Annotated in this window: 21 protein-coding genes; 16 read left to right on the top strand and 5 right to left on the bottom strand. The window is 69.4% G+C overall.

Annotation, left to right across the window (positions count from 1 at the left end; genetic code table 11):
- Window positions 1–25 precede the first annotated feature (25 nt).
- The 3 genes from IAG43_RS29610 to IAG43_RS29620 all read left to right on the top strand — a co-directional run bounded on the left by IAG43_RS29610 (window position 26) and on the right by IAG43_RS29620 (window position 2,463).
- Complete coding sequence (locus IAG43_RS29610) at window positions 26–1,132, top strand: GTP-binding protein (protein WP_187743723.1); 1,107 nt, start codon at window positions 26–28, stop codon at window positions 1,130–1,132.
- 19 nt (window positions 1,133–1,151) lie between these two features.
- A complete protein-coding gene (locus IAG43_RS29615) occupies window positions 1,152–1,940 on the top strand; it encodes a methyltransferase domain-containing protein (protein WP_187743724.1) in 789 nt (262 codons plus the stop codon).
- A gap of 187 nt (window positions 1,941–2,127) precedes the next feature.
- A complete protein-coding gene (locus IAG43_RS29620; protein ID WP_187743725.1) occupies window positions 2,128–2,463 on the top strand; it encodes an ArsR/SmtB family transcription factor in 336 nt (111 codons plus the stop codon).
- A gap of 222 nt (window positions 2,464–2,685) precedes the next feature.
- Here IAG43_RS29620 and trxB read toward each other — a convergent pair whose 3' ends face one another.
- Entirely contained in the window at window positions 2,686–3,684 is a 999-nt protein-coding gene (trxB, locus tag IAG43_RS29625; RefSeq protein WP_187743726.1) for a thioredoxin-disulfide reductase, read from the bottom strand.
- Between the two features lie 5 nt (window positions 3,685–3,689).
- Window positions 3,690–4,109 carry an arsenate reductase ArsC gene (locus IAG43_RS29630; RefSeq protein ID WP_187743727.1) on the bottom strand — a complete coding sequence of 140 codons (420 nt, stop codon included), beginning with the start codon at window positions 4,107–4,109 and terminating at the stop codon, window positions 3,690–3,692.
- Window positions 4,110–4,180: 71 nt separating this feature from the next.
- On the opposite strand from IAG43_RS29630, the gene IAG43_RS29635 reads away from it, so the two are divergent.
- The 4 genes from IAG43_RS29635 (at window position 4,181) to IAG43_RS29650 (ending at window position 7,174) form a co-directional block, all read left to right on the top strand.
- Window positions 4,181–4,489, top strand: a complete 309-nt coding sequence (locus IAG43_RS29635; protein WP_187743728.1) for an ArsR/SmtB family transcription factor — start codon at window positions 4,181–4,183, stop codon at window positions 4,487–4,489.
- On the top strand, window positions 4,486–5,571 hold the full coding sequence (gene arsB / locus IAG43_RS29640) for an ACR3 family arsenite efflux transporter (RefSeq protein ID WP_187743729.1): 1,086 nt from the start codon (window positions 4,486–4,488) through the stop codon (window positions 5,569–5,571). The genes IAG43_RS29635 and arsB overlap by 4 nt, the downstream gene beginning before the upstream one ends.
- Before the next feature lie 74 nt (window positions 5,572–5,645).
- Entirely contained in the window at window positions 5,646–6,704 is a 1,059-nt protein-coding gene (locus IAG43_RS29645; protein WP_187743730.1) for an ArsO family NAD(P)H-dependent flavin-containing monooxygenase, read from the top strand.
- Window positions 6,705–6,793: 89 nt separating this feature from the next.
- On the top strand, window positions 6,794–7,174 hold the full coding sequence (locus IAG43_RS29650) for an ArsR/SmtB family transcription factor (RefSeq protein WP_187743731.1): 381 nt from the start codon (window positions 6,794–6,796) through the stop codon (window positions 7,172–7,174).
- 10 nt (window positions 7,175–7,184) lie between these two features.
- On the opposite strand, the gene IAG43_RS29655 is transcribed toward IAG43_RS29650, so the two are convergent.
- Window positions 7,185–7,598: an arsenate reductase/protein-tyrosine-phosphatase family protein gene (locus IAG43_RS29655; protein ID WP_187743732.1), complete on the bottom strand. Its 414-nt coding sequence runs from the start codon at window positions 7,596–7,598 to the stop codon at window positions 7,185–7,187.
- Window positions 7,599–7,686: 88 nt separating this feature from the next.
- Here IAG43_RS29655 and IAG43_RS29660 point away from each other — a divergent pair, with 88 nt between their 5' ends.
- The 7 genes from IAG43_RS29660 (at window position 7,687) to IAG43_RS29690 (ending at window position 13,727) form a co-directional block, all read left to right on the top strand.
- The gene (locus tag IAG43_RS29660; RefSeq protein ID WP_187743733.1) at window positions 7,687–7,995 is read left to right on the top strand and encodes an ArsR/SmtB family transcription factor; all 309 of its coding nucleotides are present in this window, start codon (window positions 7,687–7,689) and stop codon (window positions 7,993–7,995) included.
- A gap of 546 nt (window positions 7,996–8,541) precedes the next feature.
- On the top strand, window positions 8,542–9,804 hold the full coding sequence (locus tag IAG43_RS29665; protein WP_187743734.1) for an ATP-grasp domain-containing protein: 1,263 nt from the start codon (window positions 8,542–8,544) through the stop codon (window positions 9,802–9,804).
- 40 nt (window positions 9,805–9,844) lie between these two features.
- A complete protein-coding gene (gene mtnA / locus IAG43_RS34710; RefSeq protein WP_187743735.1) occupies window positions 9,845–10,870 on the top strand; it encodes an S-methyl-5-thioribose-1-phosphate isomerase in 1,026 nt (341 codons plus the stop codon).
- A complete protein-coding gene (gene mtnB, locus IAG43_RS34715; protein WP_187743736.1) occupies window positions 10,867–11,559 on the top strand; it encodes a methylthioribulose 1-phosphate dehydratase in 693 nt (230 codons plus the stop codon). The genes mtnA and mtnB overlap by 4 nt, the downstream gene beginning before the upstream one ends.
- Window positions 11,556–12,131, top strand: a complete 576-nt coding sequence (locus IAG43_RS29680; protein WP_187743737.1) for a 1,2-dihydroxy-3-keto-5-methylthiopentene dioxygenase — start codon at window positions 11,556–11,558, stop codon at window positions 12,129–12,131. The genes mtnB and IAG43_RS29680 overlap by 4 nt, the downstream gene beginning before the upstream one ends.
- Window positions 12,131–12,913, top strand: coding sequence for an acireductone synthase (mtnC, locus tag IAG43_RS29685; RefSeq protein WP_187743738.1), 783 nt, complete (start codon window positions 12,131–12,133; stop codon window positions 12,911–12,913). Before IAG43_RS29680 ends, mtnC begins: the two co-directional genes overlap by 1 nt.
- Window positions 12,906–13,727 carry an S-methyl-5'-thioadenosine phosphorylase gene (locus IAG43_RS29690; RefSeq protein WP_187743739.1) on the top strand — a complete coding sequence of 274 codons (822 nt, stop codon included), beginning with the start codon at window positions 12,906–12,908 and terminating at the stop codon, window positions 13,725–13,727. Before mtnC ends, IAG43_RS29690 begins: the two co-directional genes overlap by 8 nt.
- Window positions 13,728–13,806: 79 nt before the next feature.
- On the opposite strand, the gene IAG43_RS29695 is transcribed toward IAG43_RS29690, so the two are convergent.
- Window positions 13,807–14,319, bottom strand: a complete 513-nt coding sequence (locus IAG43_RS29695; RefSeq protein ID WP_246574617.1) for a GNAT family N-acetyltransferase — start codon at window positions 14,317–14,319, stop codon at window positions 13,807–13,809.
- A 117-nt stretch (window positions 14,320–14,436) separates the two neighbouring features.
- Window positions 14,437–15,555, bottom strand: a complete 1,119-nt coding sequence (locus IAG43_RS29700; protein ID WP_187743741.1) for a permease — start codon at window positions 15,553–15,555, stop codon at window positions 14,437–14,439.
- Window positions 15,556–15,954: 399 nt separating this feature from the next.
- Between IAG43_RS29700 and IAG43_RS29705 the strand changes: the two genes are divergently transcribed.
- A complete protein-coding gene (locus tag IAG43_RS29705; protein WP_229902042.1) occupies window positions 15,955–16,284 on the top strand; it encodes an ArsR/SmtB family transcription factor in 330 nt (109 codons plus the stop codon).
- 108 nt (window positions 16,285–16,392) lie between these two features.
- Window positions 16,393–16,692, top strand: coding sequence for an ArsR/SmtB family transcription factor (locus IAG43_RS29710; protein WP_187744711.1), 300 nt, complete (start codon window positions 16,393–16,395; stop codon window positions 16,690–16,692).
- The last annotated feature ends 25 nt before the right edge of the window (window positions 16,693–16,717 follow it).

The following is a 16,717-nucleotide window of genomic DNA, read 5'->3' on the forward strand; positions in this document are numbered from 1 at the left end:
CCACGACAAGGACGAGAAGGACCACATGATCACCTTCATCCCCCTGACCGGATTCCTCGGCGCGGGCAAGACCACCACCATGACCGCCGCCGCCCTCGCGCTCCAGGAGCAGGGCCGCAAGGTCGCCGTCATCACCAACGACCAGGGCGTCGAACTGGTCGACACCAAGTTGGTGCGCAGCAAGCTCGACAGCGTCGCCGAGGTCACCGGCGGCTGTTTCTGCTGCAAGTTCGAGGACCTCGTCGAAGCCATCGTCGCGCTGGTCGCCTCCGACAGCGTCGACACCGTGATCGCCGAGGCCGTCGGCAGCTGCACGGACCTCCAGGCCACCGTCGTGCGACCGCTGCGCCAGTACTACGGCGACGACATGGTCGTCGCCCCGCTGACCACCGTGGTCGACCCCCTGCGGCACCTGGCGTTCGCCCGCGCCGCCGAGCGCGGCGAGCCGGAGTCGGACCTGTCGTACCTCTTCCGTCAGCAGGTCACCGAGGCCGACGTCATCGCCGTGAACAAGCTGGACACCATCAAGCCGGACCGGGCCGAGGAACTCCTCGCCTCGCTCCGTACGAGCAACCCGAAGGCGACCGTCGTCGGTTACTCGGCCACCACGGGCGCCCACCTGGACACGCTGCTCGACGCGTGGCAGGCGCCAGCCACGAACGAGGACGTCGTCCTCGACATCGACTACGACCGCTACGCGGCCGCCGAGGCCCAGCTCGCCTGGATGAATCAGGAACTCGACCTCACCGCCGTCGGGGAGGGCTTCGACGCGACCGCGTGGGCCCGCACAGTTCTTCAGGAGCTGTCCGTCTGGGCCGCGGAACACGACGCCGTGATCGGCCACGCCAAGATCACCGTGGAGACCGCCGAGGGCGACTTCGCCAAGCTCAGCCTCACCGAGTCCGGCGCGCAGCCCACGCTCGACCGCGCCGCCGACGCACACGCGCCGGCCGGGCGGGCCGTCGTCAACGCCCGGGTCGCCTGCGAGCCTGACGCCTTGGACGCGGCCGTCACCGAGGCCGTCAAGGCCGCCGACCTGGCGACCGCCGTCACCTCCTCGGCCACCACCCCGGTGTCGTTCAAGCCCTCCTACCCGCGCCCCGTGCACCGTCTCGCCCCCGCCGGCGCCTGACCGAGAAGGACCACCCGTCATGAGCGACACCACCACTGCCGGCAGCCTGCAGGAAGAGGTCCGGGAGTACTACCGGGCCAAGGCCGCCGAAGCCGAGACAAGCGGAGCCTGCTGCTCGCCGGACCCGCAGACCTTCGGCCCTGCCGCATACGACGAGATCGGCCCGGGCACCGCCCCGGATGCCGCCCTCCTCGCCAGCCTCGGCTGCGGCAACCCGAGCGCCGTCGCCGAACTGCGCGAGGGCGAGACGGTCCTGGACCTCGGCTCCGGCGGCGGCCTGGACGTCATCCTCAGCGCCCGGCGCGTCGGACCCGACGGCCGCGTCTTCGGCCTGGACTTCCTGGAGGAGATGCTCGCTCTCGCCGCCCGCAACGTCGAGGACGCCGAGATCGACAATGTCGTCCTCCTCAAGGGGACGATCGAGTCCATCCCGCTGCCGGCCGACACCGTCGATGTGATCATCTCCAACTGCGTGATCAACCTGTCGTTGAACAAGCCCGCCGTCTTCGCCGAGATGGCGCGCGTCCTCACCCCCGGCGGCCGCCTCGGCATCAGCGACGTCGTCGCCGAGGATCGGCTCAGCCCCGAGGAGCGAGCCGAACGCGGCGGGCACAGCCAGTGCATCGCCGGCGCTCTCTCGGTCGCCGAGTACAAGGAACTCCTCGACGCGGTAGGACTGAAGGACGCGGAGGTCGTCTTCACCCAGGAGGCGGCCGACGGCCTCCATGCCGCGATCATCCGCGCCCGCAAGCCGGTCGACAGCACCGCCGCCGCGCAGGAGTGCGAGCCCGGCGGCACCTGCTGCTGACCACGTCGTCACGGCCAGGTGTCCGTGGCCGGAGCCGAAGCTCAGGCCGCGGACACCTGGCCACGTTGTGCACCCGCGTGCTCGCCATATGCCGATTCCGGCGTGAGCAGCAGTCGCCGGCTCTTGATGGCACGGTTGGTCCGCGGCTCGCGGCGGCAGTTCTCCTCGTGGTCCGCTAAGGATGCCCATGTCCGAAACGTCGCTCGACCGGGACACCGTCGAGGAGTACGCCCGCTGGTTCCGAGCCCTGGCAGACCCCACGCGCATCCGCATCATGCGGTTTCTGAGCGGTCGCCCGGAGCCCGTGCCGGTGGGGGAGATCGCCGACCATCTTCGCCTCAACCAGTCGACGGTCTCGCACCACCTGAAGATCCTCCACGCCGTCCGCTTCCTGACCCGGCGCCGTGCCGGCGCCAGCATCCGGTACGCCGTCAACCCCCACTGCATCACCGATTTTCCCAGCGCTGCCGACATCCTCATCGGCGCCCCGCTCGACTCCTGTCGGAAGCCGACATCCAGCTGAAGTCCTCTCGGCCGCTGCTCTGAGAGCAGACCAGCCGGCAACGAGTCTCGTTGCCGGCTCCTTGTGCTGCCTCGTGGCCGTGGAGTTGATGGGAAGACCGGCCGGAGTACGACTCACCATGCCGACCTGGGAGAGGACCAGCTCCTGCCCGTCAGGTCCGCCAACGTGACGAGCAGGAGCCGGTGTTCATGGGGAGGTCCACAGCTGGGCCGCGGTGCGGCCTCAGGCTGCGGCGGCGACGCCGGCCCTGGTCACGCTCCCGTCGGCAAGGGCGGCGAGGTATCGCTCCGCGTCGAGTGCGGCCCGGCAGCCGGAGCCTGCCGCAGTGATGGCCTGCCGGTACGTGTGGTCGACGACGTCGCCGGCGGCGAAGACGCCAGGCAGGTTCGTGTGAGTGGAGGGCGACACCACCGTGACGTAGCCCTCGTCGTCGAGGTCGATCTGGCCGGCGAAGAGCTCGGTGCGCGGGTCGTGGCCGATGGCGATGAACAGGCCAGTGGCGTCGACGTCGCGGGTCCTGCCGGTGAAGATGTCGCGCAGGACGACTCCGGCGAGCATGCCGTTCTCGGACTTGATCTCCGCGATCTCGCTGTCGAAGGCGAAGGAGATTCTGTCGTCCGCGAAGGCGCGGTTCTGCATGACCTGGGAGGCACGCAGGGTCGAGCGCCTATGGACGACGGTGACGGAACGGGCGAAGCGGGTGAGGAAGGTGGCTTCCTCCATGGCGGTGTCCCCGCCGCCGACCACGATGATGTCGCGGTCGCGGAAGAAGAAGCCGTCGCAGGTGGCGCACCACGAGACGCCGCGGCCCGAGAGCTCGTCCTCGTTCGGCAGGCCGAGCTTGCGGTAGCCGGAACCGGTCGCGATGATCACGGTCTTGGCACGGTGGACAGTGCCCTCGCTGTCGGTGACTTCCTTGATGTCGCCGGTCAGGTCGACGGAGACGATGTCGTCGTCGATCATCTCGGCGCCGAAGCGCTCGGCCTGGGCCCTCATGTTGTCCATGAGGTCAGGGCCTTCGATGCCGGTGCGGAAGCCGGGGAAGTTCTCGACCTCCGTCGTCGTGGTCAGGGACCCGCCGACGAAGATCGAACTGCCGAAGAGCAGCGGCCTGAGCTGGGCTCGGGCGGTGTAGAGGGCTGCGGTGTATCCGGCGGGGCCGGAGCCTATGACGATGACCTCACGGACGTCGCCCCCGGTCGCTGTCGTCGGGTCGGCCAAGGGAGTCACGCCTCCTGCTTCGCGTCGATCTCGGCGACGAGCCCCTCGATCAGGAGCTTGATCTCGTCACGGATGGGGCGGACTGCCTCGACACCCTGGCCTGCCGGGTCCTCCAGGACCCAGTCGAGGTACTTCTTGCCGGGGAAGATCGGGCAGGCGTCGCCGCAGCCCATGGTGATGACGTAGTCGGATGCCTGGACGGCCTCGGTGGTCAGCACCTTCGGCTTCTGGTCGGAGATGTCGACGCCAACCTCGGCCATGGCCTCGACGGCGGCCGGGTTGACCTGGTCGCCCGGGAGTGAACCGGCGGAGCGGACCTCGACGCGGTCGCCGGCCAGGTGATCGAGGAATCCGGCGGCCATCTGGGAGCGGCCCGCGTTGTGGACGCAGACGAAGAGCACGGAGGCGAGCGGAGCGGTGGTCATCGGTACTTCCTTGCCGGCAAGAGGTCAGCCTCGACTGGTGTCAGCGACGAGTGATGTGAGAGTATCAGTCCATGATGACGTCAGTCGATACTGATCTGATTCGGGTTCTGGCCGATCCCCTCAGACTCCAGATCGTGACCCTGCTCGCCCGCGAGACCCTCTGTACCACCCACCTCGTCGAGGAGACGGGCGCCAGGCAGACCAACCTCTCCAACCATCTGCGCGTGTTGCGTGAGGCCGGTGTGGTGGAGACAGAGCCATGCGGTCGATTCACCTACTACCGCCTGAAGCCGGACGTCATCGCCCAGCTCGCCGGCCAGTTCGCCGACCTGGCCGAGTCCGCCCGTACCGCTGCCGCGAACAAGAGGGCCTGTCCGTGACCCCCACCCATGCGCCCGCTCGGGCGGCGGATTCCTCGGTCGTCGCGAAGTTGTCGACGCTCGACCGTTTCCTCGCCGTCTGGATCCTCGTCGCCATGGGCCTCGGTCTCGGGCTCGGGCGGCTGATCCCCGGCCTGAATGACGCCCTGGCCAGGGTCGAGATCGGCGGCATCTCGCTGCCCATCGCCGTCGGTTTGCTGATCATGATGTACCCGGTGCTCGCCAAGGTCCGGTACGACAGGCTCGACGCCGTCACCGGCGACAAGAAGCTCATGGTCTCGTCGCTCGTCATCAACTGGATCCTCGGCCCGGCACTCATGTTCGCCCTCGCCTGGATCTTCCTTCCCGACCTGCCCGAGTACCGCACCGGTCTGATCATCGTCGGCCTGGCGCGCTGCATCGCCATGGTGATCATCTGGAATGACCTCGCCTGCGGTGACCGTGAAGCCGCCGCCGTCCTCGTCGCCCTGAACTCGGTCTTCCAGGTCGTCGCCTTCGGCGTCCTGGGCTGGTTCTACCTCGACCTGCTGCCCGGCTGGCTGGGCCTGGGCGAGGGCGAGACGCTCGACATCTCGATGTGGAAGATCGCCCTGAATGTCGTCATCTTCCTCGGCGTTCCGCTGGTGGCCGGATTCCTCACCCGTCGGATCGGCGAGAGGAGGATGGGCCGGGAAGCGTACGAGACGACGTTCTTGCCGAAGATCGGACCGTGGGCGCTCTACGGGTTGCTGTTCACGATCGTCATCCTCTTCGCCCTCCAGGGGAAGACCATCACCTCGCAGCCGCTGGACGTCGCGAGGATCGCGCTGCCGCTCCTCGTCTACTTCGCGGTCATGTGGTTCGGCACCTTCGCCCTCGGCAAGGCCATCGGCCTCACCTACGACCGCACTGCGACGCTCGCTTTCACCGCCGCCGGCAACAACTTCGAACTCGCCATCGCCGTCGCCATCGCCACCTTCGGTGTCACCTCCGGACAGGCGCTCTCAGGAGTCGTCGGCCCACTCATCGAGGTGCCCGTCCTGGTCGCGCTCGTGTACGTGTCGCTGGCGTGGCGCAAGAAGTTCGCCCCTGCCCAGCGGTAGCGCGGCCACGCCATTCCTCGGTGCCTCGCCCTCCGACCGGGCGGGGCGCCGTCGTACGAAGGGAAGCCGGAGAGATGAGCAGCTCACTCGACGTCGTCGTGATCGGCGGTGGCCAGGCGGGACTCGCAGCCGGGTACCACCTGCGCCGTCACGGCAGCCTCGACTTCGCCGTCCTGGACGCTCAGCCGGCGCCGGGTGGGGCCTGGCAGCACATGTGGGAATCGCTGCACCTCTTCTCGCCGGCCGCCTACTCGTCCCTGCCCGGTCGCCTCATGCCGCCGCAGCAGGGGGAGACGTACCCCGACGCAACACACGTCGTCGACTACCTGACCGACTACGAGCAGCGATACGAGCTCCCCGTCCACCGGCCCGTTCGCGTCGAGGCGGTCCGCCGCGACGGCGGGCACCTTCGCGTCGAGACCGACTCCGGCACATGGCGCGCCCGCGCGGTCGTCAGTGCCACCGGAACGTGGTCACGGCCGTTCCTCCCCGCCGTCCCCGGCCGTGACGCGTTCCGGGGGCGGCAGCTCCACACCGTCGAGTACCGCGCCCCCGGCGAGTTCGCCGGAATGCGCGTGACCGTCGTCGGAGGAGGGAACTCCGGGGCACAGATCGCCGCCGATCTCGCGTACGACGCCGACCTCACCTGGGTCACGCAGCGTCCCCCGCGGTTCCTTTCCGACGACATCGACGGCCGTGCCCTCTTCGACCACGCCACCGCCCGCCGCCGGGCCCTCGACGAAGGCCGCACCGACGGCGGGGGAGTCGCTTCGCTCGGTGACATCGTCGCTGTACCGCCCGTACGTGAAGCCCGCGATGCGGGCCTCCTCAAGGCGCAGCCGATGTTCGCACGTGTGACGGGGGCCGGTGTCGAGTGGTCTGACGGTACGCGCGCCGAGTCCGACGTGATCATCTGGTGCACCGGCTTCCGTCCCGCTCTCGCCCATCTCGCCCCGCTCGGACTCCGCGGTCCACGCGGATACATCCCCACCCGGGGAACAGAGGCTGTCGGAGAGCCCCGACTTCATCTGCTCGGGTACGGCGACTGGACCGGGCCCGCCTCGGCCACCCTCGTCGGTGTCGGCCGTCCCGCCCGCGAAGCCGCGCGAACGATTGCCGCACTGCTGCGATGAGGTGGGGCGCGAGTGTGCGAAGTGTGGACGCCTGGTGATGTCGACCGTCGGACTCGCCATGTGATCTCGTCGGCTCGTATGGTGTCCGGATGGCAACTCCGCTGGCGGGCATACCGATCGAGGACGTGAGTGAGGAGCACTGTGCGCCCCGCTCTCCCGGGCTGCCGGTCGACCGCGAAGAAGTCGAGACGCTGACCGTCCAGTTGAAGGCGATGGCCGACCAGACCCGCCTGCAGATCGTCCACCTCATCGATCAGGCGCCGGCCGGGGAGCTCTGCGTCTGTGACCTGACCGATTCGCTCGACCTGGCGCAGCCCACGGTGAGCCGTCACCTGAAGATTCTCACCGCGGCTGGCCTGCTGCGCCGCGAACAGCGAGGGACCTGGGCCTGGTTCTCGATCCGCTGGGATGCTCTTCGCGAGCTCCGAACGCACGCCTTCCCTCGAAGCATCGACGGCTCACCGTTCTGACCACCTTCGTTCAGCGCGCCCGCGATGCGTCAATCTCCACGATGAGATGTTCGACGAGGCTCCTGATGGTGTCGCGGATGGGGCGCACTGCCTCCACCCCCTGCCCGGCCGGGTCGTCGAGCTGCCAATCGAGGTAGCGCTTACCGGGGAAGACCGCACAGGTGTCCCCGCAGCCCATCGTGACGCACACGTCCGCTTCTCCGACTGCCTCCGTGGTGAGGATCTTGGGGACCTCTGCGGACATGTCGATCCCGACTTCGCGCATCGCTTCGACCGCGGCAGGATTCACTGCCGCGGCCGGGGCGGAGCCCGCCGAGCGGACCTCGATCCGGTCGCCGGCCAGGTGCCGAAGCCACGCGGCGGCCATCTGAGACCGACCGGCGTTGTGAATGCAGACGAACAGGACAGAGGGCATCCGGGACACCTGTGGCTCCTCAAATGAGTTGCGTGCAAGGGGGGTTCAGAAATCTGATGGTTGACACTGCTTGTGCTCGGTGTGTCACGATCGGGCCATGCTGACGTCGGTGAACGCGGAACTGCTGAGGGCCCTGGCGGACCCCCTGCGGCTTCGCGTCGTGTGCCTGCTCGCCCGCGAGTCGCTGTGTACGACTCACCTCGTCGAGGAGACAGGTGCGCGGCAGACGAACCTGTCGAACCATCTCAGGGTTCTCCGGGAAGCGGGCGTCGTGGAGACCGAGCCCTGCGGGCGTTTCACCTACTACCGGCTGCGTTCCGAGGTGCTGACCGACCTGGCCACCTTCTTCGGTGGTTTGGCCGAACGGGGATGCGACGCCTCTTCACCCCGGCGGCCTTGCGGTTGAGAGCTCGGCCGCTTCACCGTCGGAGCGCCCGCGTCGTCTCGACGTCCGCTCACCCGTGACCTCGCGGGTTGCGGATCGCGATCCGTGCGCGCAGGCTACCCCCTCCCCGCCGCTCTGACGACCCCGCTGCGGGTTGGATCCAGAGTCATCCGCCGGGTCTGCAGAATCGATAGGTGCCGATCAATTCTGGCCGTTCGCCTCACGGCCCAGGTGGCGGTGTGGAGCCTCACGACGGGACCCTTCGGCGACGCAAGGCGTGTGGGCGCGCTTTGCCCCTACCGTGCTCATCTGCGTGAATGTGCGAGCAGGATGCCTTGAACGACTTGCCCAAGCACCCCCAGAGCCGGACGAATCAGTGCAGGCGTGCCGTGTGGCGGTGGTGTCCGACTACGGGACGACCTTCGGCCGTTCATCGATCTATTGACATACATCGCTCAATGCTGGAATGGTTCCGGCCGTCGGCCGACAGCGTCGTTCCGACCTGGGCTCTGCACCTACGTCGGCCGGCCTCGGCCCCGACCCCACGTCGACACGAAGGTTCCCGCCATGGCCGCCACGACCCAACCGCACTCGACTACCACCGAGGCACCGGTCCTGCTCCTCATGGGCAGCGGTGACCGCCGCTACCGGGAGTACATCGTGGCGGCCGTCTCCCGCCACTTCCGCCTGTGGCTCCTCGACGCCCACGAGCCGAGCTGGCAACTGCCCTACGTGGAGGGGGCCTCGCTCCTCGACACCAGGAACCTCGACGAGCTCCTCGTCGAGGTGAAGAAGGTCAGGGAACAGTTCCCCGTCGCGGGGGTCTTCACCTACGACGAGTCCCTCGTGCACGCCGCCGCGCGACTCGCCGAAGCCCTCGGCCTGCCCGGTAGCGCGCCCGACGCGGTGCTCTCCTGCCGCGACAAGGCGACCACCCGAGCACGGCTGACGGCAGCGGACGTGCCGCAGCCGGCCTGCACCGCGGTGGCGACGGCGGCCGAGGCACGTCGTGCGGCCGACGCGACCGGCTACCCCGTGGTCGTCAAGGCTCGTGGACTCGCCGGCAGTCTCGGTGTCGTCCGGGCCGACCACGGCGACGCCGTCGAAGCGGCCTTCGAGGCGGCCAGCTCGGCCAACTGGCCCGGGGTGCCCCGCTACGAAGCCGACGTCCTGGTCGAGGAGTACCTCACCGGCCCCGAGATCAGTATCGACGCGGTTGTCGTCGACGGCGTGTGCGCCCCGATGATCGTGGCGCGCAAGCAGGTCGGCATGGACCCGTACTTCGAGGAGACCGGCCACACGGTCGACGCCGCTGATCCTCTCCTCCAGGACGCTGAACTCCTGGACCAGCTGCACCGCATCCACAAGGCGCTCGGCTTCGAACACGGTTTCACGCACACCGAGTTCAAGCTCACCCCCAAGGGTCCCCGCCTCGTCGAGATCAACGCGCGCCTCGGCGGCGACTTCATCCCCCTCGTCGGAATGCTCGCCACCGGGACCGATCCCGCCGTCGCGGCCGCTTACGTGGCGGCCGGGCTCGTCCCCGACACGGCGCCCAAGGCCCAGAGGACCGCGGCCATCAGGTTCCTCTACCCGGAGCGCGACTGCGAGGCCGTCGAAGTGACCGTCCGCACCGATCTCTTCGGGCCAACGGTGCACAGCGCGGTCGCGACAGCCGGCCCCGGCATCCGGCTCGCCCTCCCGCCGCGGGCGTACATGAACCGATACGGCTATGTCATCGCCGTCGGCGACGAGCACGACCAGGTGATCGCCGACGTGGAGGCGGCGCCCACCCTGGTCGAACTACGGGCTCGCCCTCTGACCGGCTGACCGACCGGTTCACCTTTCAGGCCTCAAGGAGCCGCAGCCCGTGAGCAAGCCCTCCGACCAGCCGTCACTGCGCTGGGACGACCACGCGATCGTCACCCTCGATCAGCGCGCGCTTCCCCACGAGCGGAGGCTCCTGCGCCTGAGCACGGTGGACGACGTCATCACCGCCATCACGACCCTCGCGGTACGGGGCGCCCCCTCCATCGGTCTCGCGGGCGCCCTGGGCGTCGCGCTCTCGGCGTACGCCCACTGCTCGCAGGGCAGCACCCAGGACGGGCGGACGGCCGTGGAAGGCGACGCCCAACGGCTTGCCGCCGCGCGTCCCACGGCGGTGAACCTGGCCTGGGCCGTCGACCGCGCTCTGGCGAAACTCGGCGACGGCCCGGACGCGGTCCTGGCGGAAGCCACCGCCATGATCGACGAGGACCTGGCAGTCAACCGGCGGATGGTCGCCCACGCCGTCCAGGCGGTTCGGGACCGCTGCCCGCAGCGGTCCCTGCGGCTCCTGACCCACTGCAACACCGGCCGGCTCGCGACCGCCGCCGTGGGTACCGCCCTCGGTACGATCCTCGCGCTCGCCGACTCCGGAAGGGTCACGGAAGTCCTCGTGAACGAGACCCGGCCGCTCCTGCAAGGGGCCCGGCTGACGGCCTGGGAACTTGCCGAAGCCGGTGTGCCGCACCGCGTGTGCGTCGACAGCGCGGCCGCGGCGTCCATGCGTCAGGGGCTCGTCGACTGCGTCATCGTCGGAGCCGACCGCATCACCGCGCGCGGGGACGTGGCCAACAAGATCGGCACCTACGCGCTGGCGATCGCCGCCGCCCACCACGGCATCCCGTTCATCGTCGTCGCCCCCGAATCGTCCTGGGACAGGTCCCTCGCCGACGGCCGGGACATCGTCATCGAGGAACGCGCCGACGACGAGGTGACCTCCTGCGGCGGGATCCGCACCACTCCGCTCGGTACCCGCGCGTACAACCCCGCCTTCGACGTCACCCCCGCCTCTCTGATCACCGCCATCGTCTCCGAGCACGGTGTCCACCACACATCCGAGGTGAGCGCATGAGCTACGCGCCGTCGACCGCCGCCGGCAAGCAGACCGCCCAGCAGCTGGCCGACGTCTCCCGCACCCTGTACGAGCGCGGATGGATGCCGGGCACGTCCGGCAACATCTCCATGCGGCTGCCCGACGAACCCGGGCGCGCACTGATCACGGCGAGCGGCCGGGACAAAGGCGAGCTGACCGCCCGTGATGTCGTCGAGGTCGCCGCCCGCACAGGCCAGGCGTCCCATCCCGGCCAGGACCGCCCGTCGGCGGAGACCTCCATCCACGCGGCGGTCTACCGCGTCACCGGAGCCCGCGCCGTCATCCACGTCCACTCCCCGTACGCCACCGTCGTCGCCCACCGTGCCGCTGCCCGGGACGCAGTCTCCTCGGTGCGGATGGAGCGCTTCGAGCTGCTCAAGGGCCTGGGACTGAGGGATCCGGCCTTCGCGGACCTGCCGGTCTTCCCCAACTGGCCCCAGGTCGAACGGATCGCAGACGACGTGGCCGCCCACCTCGCGGCGAACCCGGACGGCACGCCCGGGCTCCTCCTGGCCGACCACGGCATCACCGCGTGGGGCGACTCGCTGAGCCAGGCCAAGAACCGGCTCGAGTGCCTCGAATCGCTCTGCCAGCTGCTCGTGCTCTCCCACGCCGAGCTGCATGTCTCCCGTGCCGCGCAGGCACCCGACCACAGGACCGCGCCATGACACTGCTGCAGATCATGCCGGACGACGCACCGGACACCGTCCTGCTCCGCACCCGCGACGAGGACGCCATCGCACAGGCCCTGCGCGAACGGTCGGTCTCCTTCAGCCGCTGGCCGCGGCGCGCAGAGGTGACGCCGCAGACCTCCTCCGAGGAACTGCTCGACGCCTATCGGGCGGAGGTCGACGAGCTGTGCGCCGACCAGGGGCTGCGCCTCGTCGACGTCGCCCGTCTCCACCCCGAGGAGGGAGCACAGTGGCAGGAGCGTGCGGCCAAGGCACGCTCGACGTTCCTCGACGAGCACCGGCACGCCGAGGACGAGGTCCGGTTCTTCGCCCACGGCACCGGCTGCTTCTACCTGCACCTCGACGACCGCGTGTACGCCGTCGTGTGCGAGGCAGGCGACCTGTTGTCGGTCCCGGCCGGCACCCGGCACTGGTTCGACATGGGTCCGGTTCCGGACTTCTGCGCCATCCGGTTCTTCGAGAAGGAGGACGGCTGGGTGGGCGACTTCACCCAGGAGCCCATCGCCGAAGGCTTCCCCCGCCTCGACGCGCTCCTGCGGGAAGGCTGATGCCGGGCAGCCGACAGGCCCGAGTTCCCGAGAGCGGACCGCGGGCCGTCGTCCTCGACATCGAGGGGACCACCGGCTCCCTCAGCCACGTACGGGACGTCCTCTTCCCCTACGCGCGTGAGCGGCTCGCTCCCTGGCTCGCCGCTCATCGCGGCACCGCCCCCTGGCGGCAGGTCCTGGACGCGGTCGCCGCCCACACCGGCGAGGTCCAGGACGAGGCGAGCGCTCTGGCGCTGCTGGAGCAGTGGGCCGATGCCGATGCGAAGGCGGCGCCGCTGAAGACGCTGCAGGGACTGATCTGGGCGGGCGGGTACGCGGCGGGTGAGTTGCACGGTCATGTGTACCCGGACGTGCCGCCCGCCCTCGAGTGCTGGCGGACACAGGGCACGGGCCGCTTCATCTACTCCTCCGGCTCCGTCGCCGCCCAGCGGGACTGGTTCGGCCACACCGCCCACGGCGACCTGCGTCCCCTGCTCGACGGCTACTTCGACCTGACGACGGCAGGCCCCAAGGCCGACGCCGACTCCTACCGTGCGATCGCGGCGGAGCTGGCGTACGCGCCCGCCGACCTGCTGTTCGTCAGCGACGTCGGCGCCGAGCTCGACGCCGCGGCCGAGGCCGGCTGGCGGACGGTGGCCGTGCGCCGCCCCGAGGACGACCGCGAGGCCGTGCCCGGCCACAAGGCTGTCGCCTCACTCACCCCCCTCATTTCCCGACCCGACCCGGGCAGCTCCGCTGCCCCGGTCGACACGCCCACGCAGGAGGACCCGAGCGATGAGTGATCCGTCCGACTCGGCGCCGAAGGCCGACATCGCGGTCATCGGCGGCAGCGGCTTCTACGAACTTCTGCAATCGGTACAGCGCGTCGAGGTCACCACCCCGTACGGCGCACCCTCCGACGCGGTGTCCGTCGGCACCGTGGGCGACCGCAGCGTGGCCTTCCTCCCCCGGCACGGCAGCCACCACGAACTGCCCCCGCACCGCATCAACTACCGCGCCAACATGTGGGCCCTGCGCTCGCTGGGCGTACGGCAGGTACTCGCGCCCTGCGCCGTCGGCTCGCTGCGCGCTTCCCTCGGCCCCGGAAGCGTCGTCCTCCCCGACCAGCTCGTCGACCGGACCGCCGGGCGCGTGCAGACGTACTACGAGCACGGCGCCACCCACGTGTCGTTCGCCGATCCGTACTGTGCGTCGGGCCGCGCGGCCGTACTCAAGGCCGCAGGGGAGGCGGACGCGGATGTCCACGACGGGGGAGTCATGGTGGTCGTCGAAGGCCCCCGGTTCTCCACCCGTGCGGAGTCCCGGTGGTACGCCTCTGCCGGCTGGTCCCTGATCAACATGACGGGACACCCCGAAGCCGTACTCGCCCGTGAACTCGCCCTCTGCTACACCTCCATAGCCCTGGTCACCGACTACGACGCGGGTGTGGAGCACGGAGAAGGTGTCTCGCAGGGCGAGGTGTTCCGCGTGTTCGCGGCGAACGTGGAGCGTCTGAAGGGCCTGGTCCTGAAGACCGTCGACGTCCTGGAGCGCGAGAGGGAATGCGCGTGCGCGACGGCGCTGGACGGGATGGACCTGCCGTTCGAGCTCCCGTGACATGGTGGTCGGTACGGGCCATGTCCTACCGATCAGGGACTTGCAGGCTGATGCCGGTCACTCAGGTGACCGGCATCAGTCATTCGACCACCGGGCTACGGCGCTCCACCAGCAGGACGTCGCGCCAGACGCCGTGGTGGCGGGCCACGCGCTCCCGCCGGCCCAGCACACGGAATCCCGCGGACTCGTGCAGGGCCATGCTCGCCACGTTCTCGGGGAAGATGCCGGCCTGGATCGTCCAGATGCCCGCCCTCTCCGTGGAGTCGATCAAGGCTTCCAGAAGCGCACGTCCCACGCCGGCTCCGCGGGCCGTGGGGCTGACATACACGGAGTGCTCGACGACCCCTGCGTAGGCGGGGCGGGCCGAGACGCGGGACACCGCCGTCCAACCGACGACCCGCCGTTGCGGGTCGAGTGCCACGAGCCTGTGGGCCGGCAGCTTGGAGGTGTCGAAGGCACTCCACGGCGGTGCGACCGTCTCGAACGTGGCGCTTCCCTCGTCGATGCCCTGCTGGTAGATCGCCATGACGGCGGACGCATGATCGTCGGTCATGGGGGTGAGAGCTATCGCGGTGCCTGGGAGAGTGGCCATGCTCGGCTCCATTCCGGGTGCGCTCCTGGAAGGTGCGCGTGGGGCGGGTACGGCGACGCTCCTGCGGCGGTGTCGACCGCCACAGGAGCGTGGGTGGGGGTGAGGAGGATTTCCAGATCAGAGAATCGCCAGCGAGACCAGGCCGATGCCCACGCTGCCGAGCAGGCCCACCCCGAGGTAGAACGCGAAGACCTTCGCCTTGACGACGCTCTTGACGGCCACCATCGCCGGGATGGTCGTGATGGCGCCGCCGAGGAGGAAGGTGACACCCGCGGCAGCGACCATGCCCTGGTCCAGGAGGCCCTCGACCACCGGGATCGCACCGACTCCGTTGAGGTAGAGAGGGACGCTGATGAGCCCGGCGACCAGGACGGAGAGTGCGCCGTCCGTGCCCAGGATGCCCGACACGATGTCGGTGGGCACGTAGCGGACGATCAGGGCTTCGAGGACGATGGCAAGCAGCAGCCACTTGCCCAGGATCAGCGAGTCGCTGACGATCTCCTTGAGGATCTCGCCGGCGCGCAGGTTCTTGATGTCACGCCGGACGAGCACACGCCATGGAGTCCCGTCGTCGTCCTCGTCGTTCCGTGCGGCGGTGGAGCAGCCTCCTGTCGCGGGCGCAGGCTCCTGTGCGGCACCTCCGCAGCCGCCCTCGGACGTGCCGCCGGCGCCGCCGCCACCGACAGTCACTGACTCGGGCACGGTCGCCTTCGCCGTGGAGCATGCCGTCTCGGGAACGGTCACCGTCTCCTGGGAGCAGGTCTTCGCGGGCTTCTTCTCCTCGGTGGAGTCGAGCAGCGGATCGGCGAACCGCCCACGCCGTTCGAGCGCCAGCACGATGAGACCTGCGCCGAAGCTCAGCACCAGGGCGCCGATGAGGCGAGCCGTGGCGATGGGGAGCCCGAGCTGAGCGGCGGAGAGCGCGTAGATCTCCGGGTCCATGGAGGGGGAGGCGATCCAGAACGACATGACCGCCGAGAGCGGCACGCCGGCTATCAGGAAGCGGCGGATCAGGGGGATCACGGTGAAGGAGCAGAAGGGGCTGAACGCTCCGATGGCCGTGACGATGGCGATGCCGAGGACGCCCCTGCGCCCGTGGGCGAAGCTGCGGCGCGCGACCACGTCGATCGACAGACGCTGTACGGCGATCCCCAGCACGATGGCGACCAGGAACCACGGGAGATAGTGCAGCACCTCGAACAGGATGAACCGGCCAAGGGCCAGCAATTCGTCCACAGGTGAACCTCTCTGAGACGGTGACACATGAGGGGGAGCGGCGCCGTGAAGGAACGTACGGGGGACGTGGCGAGCCGCGTGGGGAAGCTCAACCGGCATCCCCTTTATCGAATATCGATGATAGACGATTAAAGAGATGTCCGGCAACGGGGATCCGGGGTCCCTTGCCGCGCCGAAGAAGCCCGCCCCGGGCTTCCGGCGGCGGTTGCCGGGAAGTGGGCCTTGTTCCCAGGTAGCGCCAGCCTGGATGCCTTCTATGCGGTGTCTATACAGTCAATCGCGCCCGCAGTCCCGGGCGTGCCTGTGATGCAGGCGGGCCTCGGGGAGCCCTCCGCAGGCCCCATCTGCCTGGAGCGAACCTTGCCGTCGCGGGTGGTCATCGAATAACATCGATGGATCATGAGCGGTACGATGAATGCCCAGCTGATCGACCGAAGCACGGCCGAGTCCTACGCAACCTGGTTCAAGGCCCTCTCCGACCCCACCCGCGTGCAGATCCTCAATCTGCTCGCGCTGGCAACCGGGCCGATGAGTGTCGGAGAGATCGTGGACCGGATGGGCGTCGGGCAGTCGACGGTGTCCCACCACCTGAAGCTGCTCGCCGACGTGCGATTCGTCCTGCGCGAGCGCCAGGGGACCTCGATGCTCTACTCCATCAACGTCGCCTGCGTGGCCTGCTTCCCCAGCGCTGCCGACGCCGTCATGGGCCGCCCCGCGGCCTCGGCGTGAGGAGCCGGCCCCTTGACCGAGTCGACCCCACGCCTACCCAGTGCGGGCCCTGCCGCCTGCTGCCCACCCATCGTGACCGCCGCGCTGTCCGAAGGGGACGCCGAGATCATGGCGGCGATGTTCAAGGCGCTGGCCGACCCCGTCCGACTCCGCCTCCTGTCCAGAGTGGCCTCGCACCCCAACGGTGAGGCATGCGTCTGCGACATAGCCGACGTGGGCGTCTCCCAGCCCACGGTCAGCCACCATCTGAAGAAGCTCCGGGAAGCGGGCCTGCTCACTTCCGAGCGGCGCGCCACCTGGGTGTACTACCGCCCGGCGCCGGGCGTCCTGGCCTCGCTGGGCGAGTTTCTCGCCGACACCGAGAAGGCCGGCAAGGAAGAGATCTCTCCGGCGGCCCGGGCATCCTGACGTTCGGCGCCGCCGCTCCTGAACA

The sequence above is a fragment of the Streptomyces genisteinicus genome (assembly GCF_014489615.1).
In the GTDB taxonomy this organism is placed as follows: domain Bacteria; phylum Actinomycetota; class Actinomycetes; order Streptomycetales; family Streptomycetaceae; genus Streptomyces; species Streptomyces genisteinicus.

Bases quoted from the DNA above. Each gene is read 5' to 3' on its own strand.
- IAG43_RS29610 (WP_187743723.1), top strand. From the start codon at position 26: ATGATCACCTTCATCCCCCTGACCGGATTCCTCGGCGCGGGCAAGACC.
- IAG43_RS29615 (WP_187743724.1), top strand. From the start codon at position 1,152: ATGAGCGACACCACCACTGCCGGCAGCCTGCAGGAAGAGGTCCGGGAG.
- IAG43_RS29620 (WP_187743725.1), top strand. From the start codon at position 2,128: ATGTCCGAAACGTCGCTCGACCGGGACACCGTCGAGGAGTACGCCCGC.
- IAG43_RS29630 (WP_187743727.1), bottom strand. From the start codon at position 4,109: ATGACCACCGCTCCGCTCGCCTCCGTGCTCTTCGTCTGCGTCCACAAC.
- IAG43_RS29635 (WP_187743728.1), top strand. From the start codon at position 4,181: ATGATGACGTCAGTCGATACTGATCTGATTCGGGTTCTGGCCGATCCC.
- IAG43_RS29645 (WP_187743730.1), top strand. From the start codon at position 5,646: ATGAGCAGCTCACTCGACGTCGTCGTGATCGGCGGTGGCCAGGCGGGA.
- IAG43_RS29650 (WP_187743731.1), top strand. From the start codon at position 6,794: ATGGCAACTCCGCTGGCGGGCATACCGATCGAGGACGTGAGTGAGGAG.
- IAG43_RS29660 (WP_187743733.1), top strand. From the start codon at position 7,687: ATGCTGACGTCGGTGAACGCGGAACTGCTGAGGGCCCTGGCGGACCCC.
- IAG43_RS29665 (WP_187743734.1), top strand. From the start codon at position 8,542: ATGGCCGCCACGACCCAACCGCACTCGACTACCACCGAGGCACCGGTC.
- mtnB (WP_187743736.1), top strand. From the start codon at position 10,867: ATGAGCTACGCGCCGTCGACCGCCGCCGGCAAGCAGACCGCCCAGCAG.
- IAG43_RS29680 (WP_187743737.1), top strand. From the start codon at position 11,556: ATGACACTGCTGCAGATCATGCCGGACGACGCACCGGACACCGTCCTG.
- mtnC (WP_187743738.1), top strand. From the start codon at position 12,131: ATGCCGGGCAGCCGACAGGCCCGAGTTCCCGAGAGCGGACCGCGGGCC.
- IAG43_RS29690 (WP_187743739.1), top strand. From the start codon at position 12,906: ATGAGTGATCCGTCCGACTCGGCGCCGAAGGCCGACATCGCGGTCATC.
- IAG43_RS29695 (WP_246574617.1), bottom strand. From the start codon at position 14,319: ATGGCCACTCTCCCAGGCACCGCGATAGCTCTCACCCCCATGACCGAC.
- IAG43_RS29705 (WP_229902042.1), top strand. From the start codon at position 15,955: ATGAGCGGTACGATGAATGCCCAGCTGATCGACCGAAGCACGGCCGAG.
- IAG43_RS29710 (WP_187744711.1), top strand. From the start codon at position 16,393: ATGGCGGCGATGTTCAAGGCGCTGGCCGACCCCGTCCGACTCCGCCTC.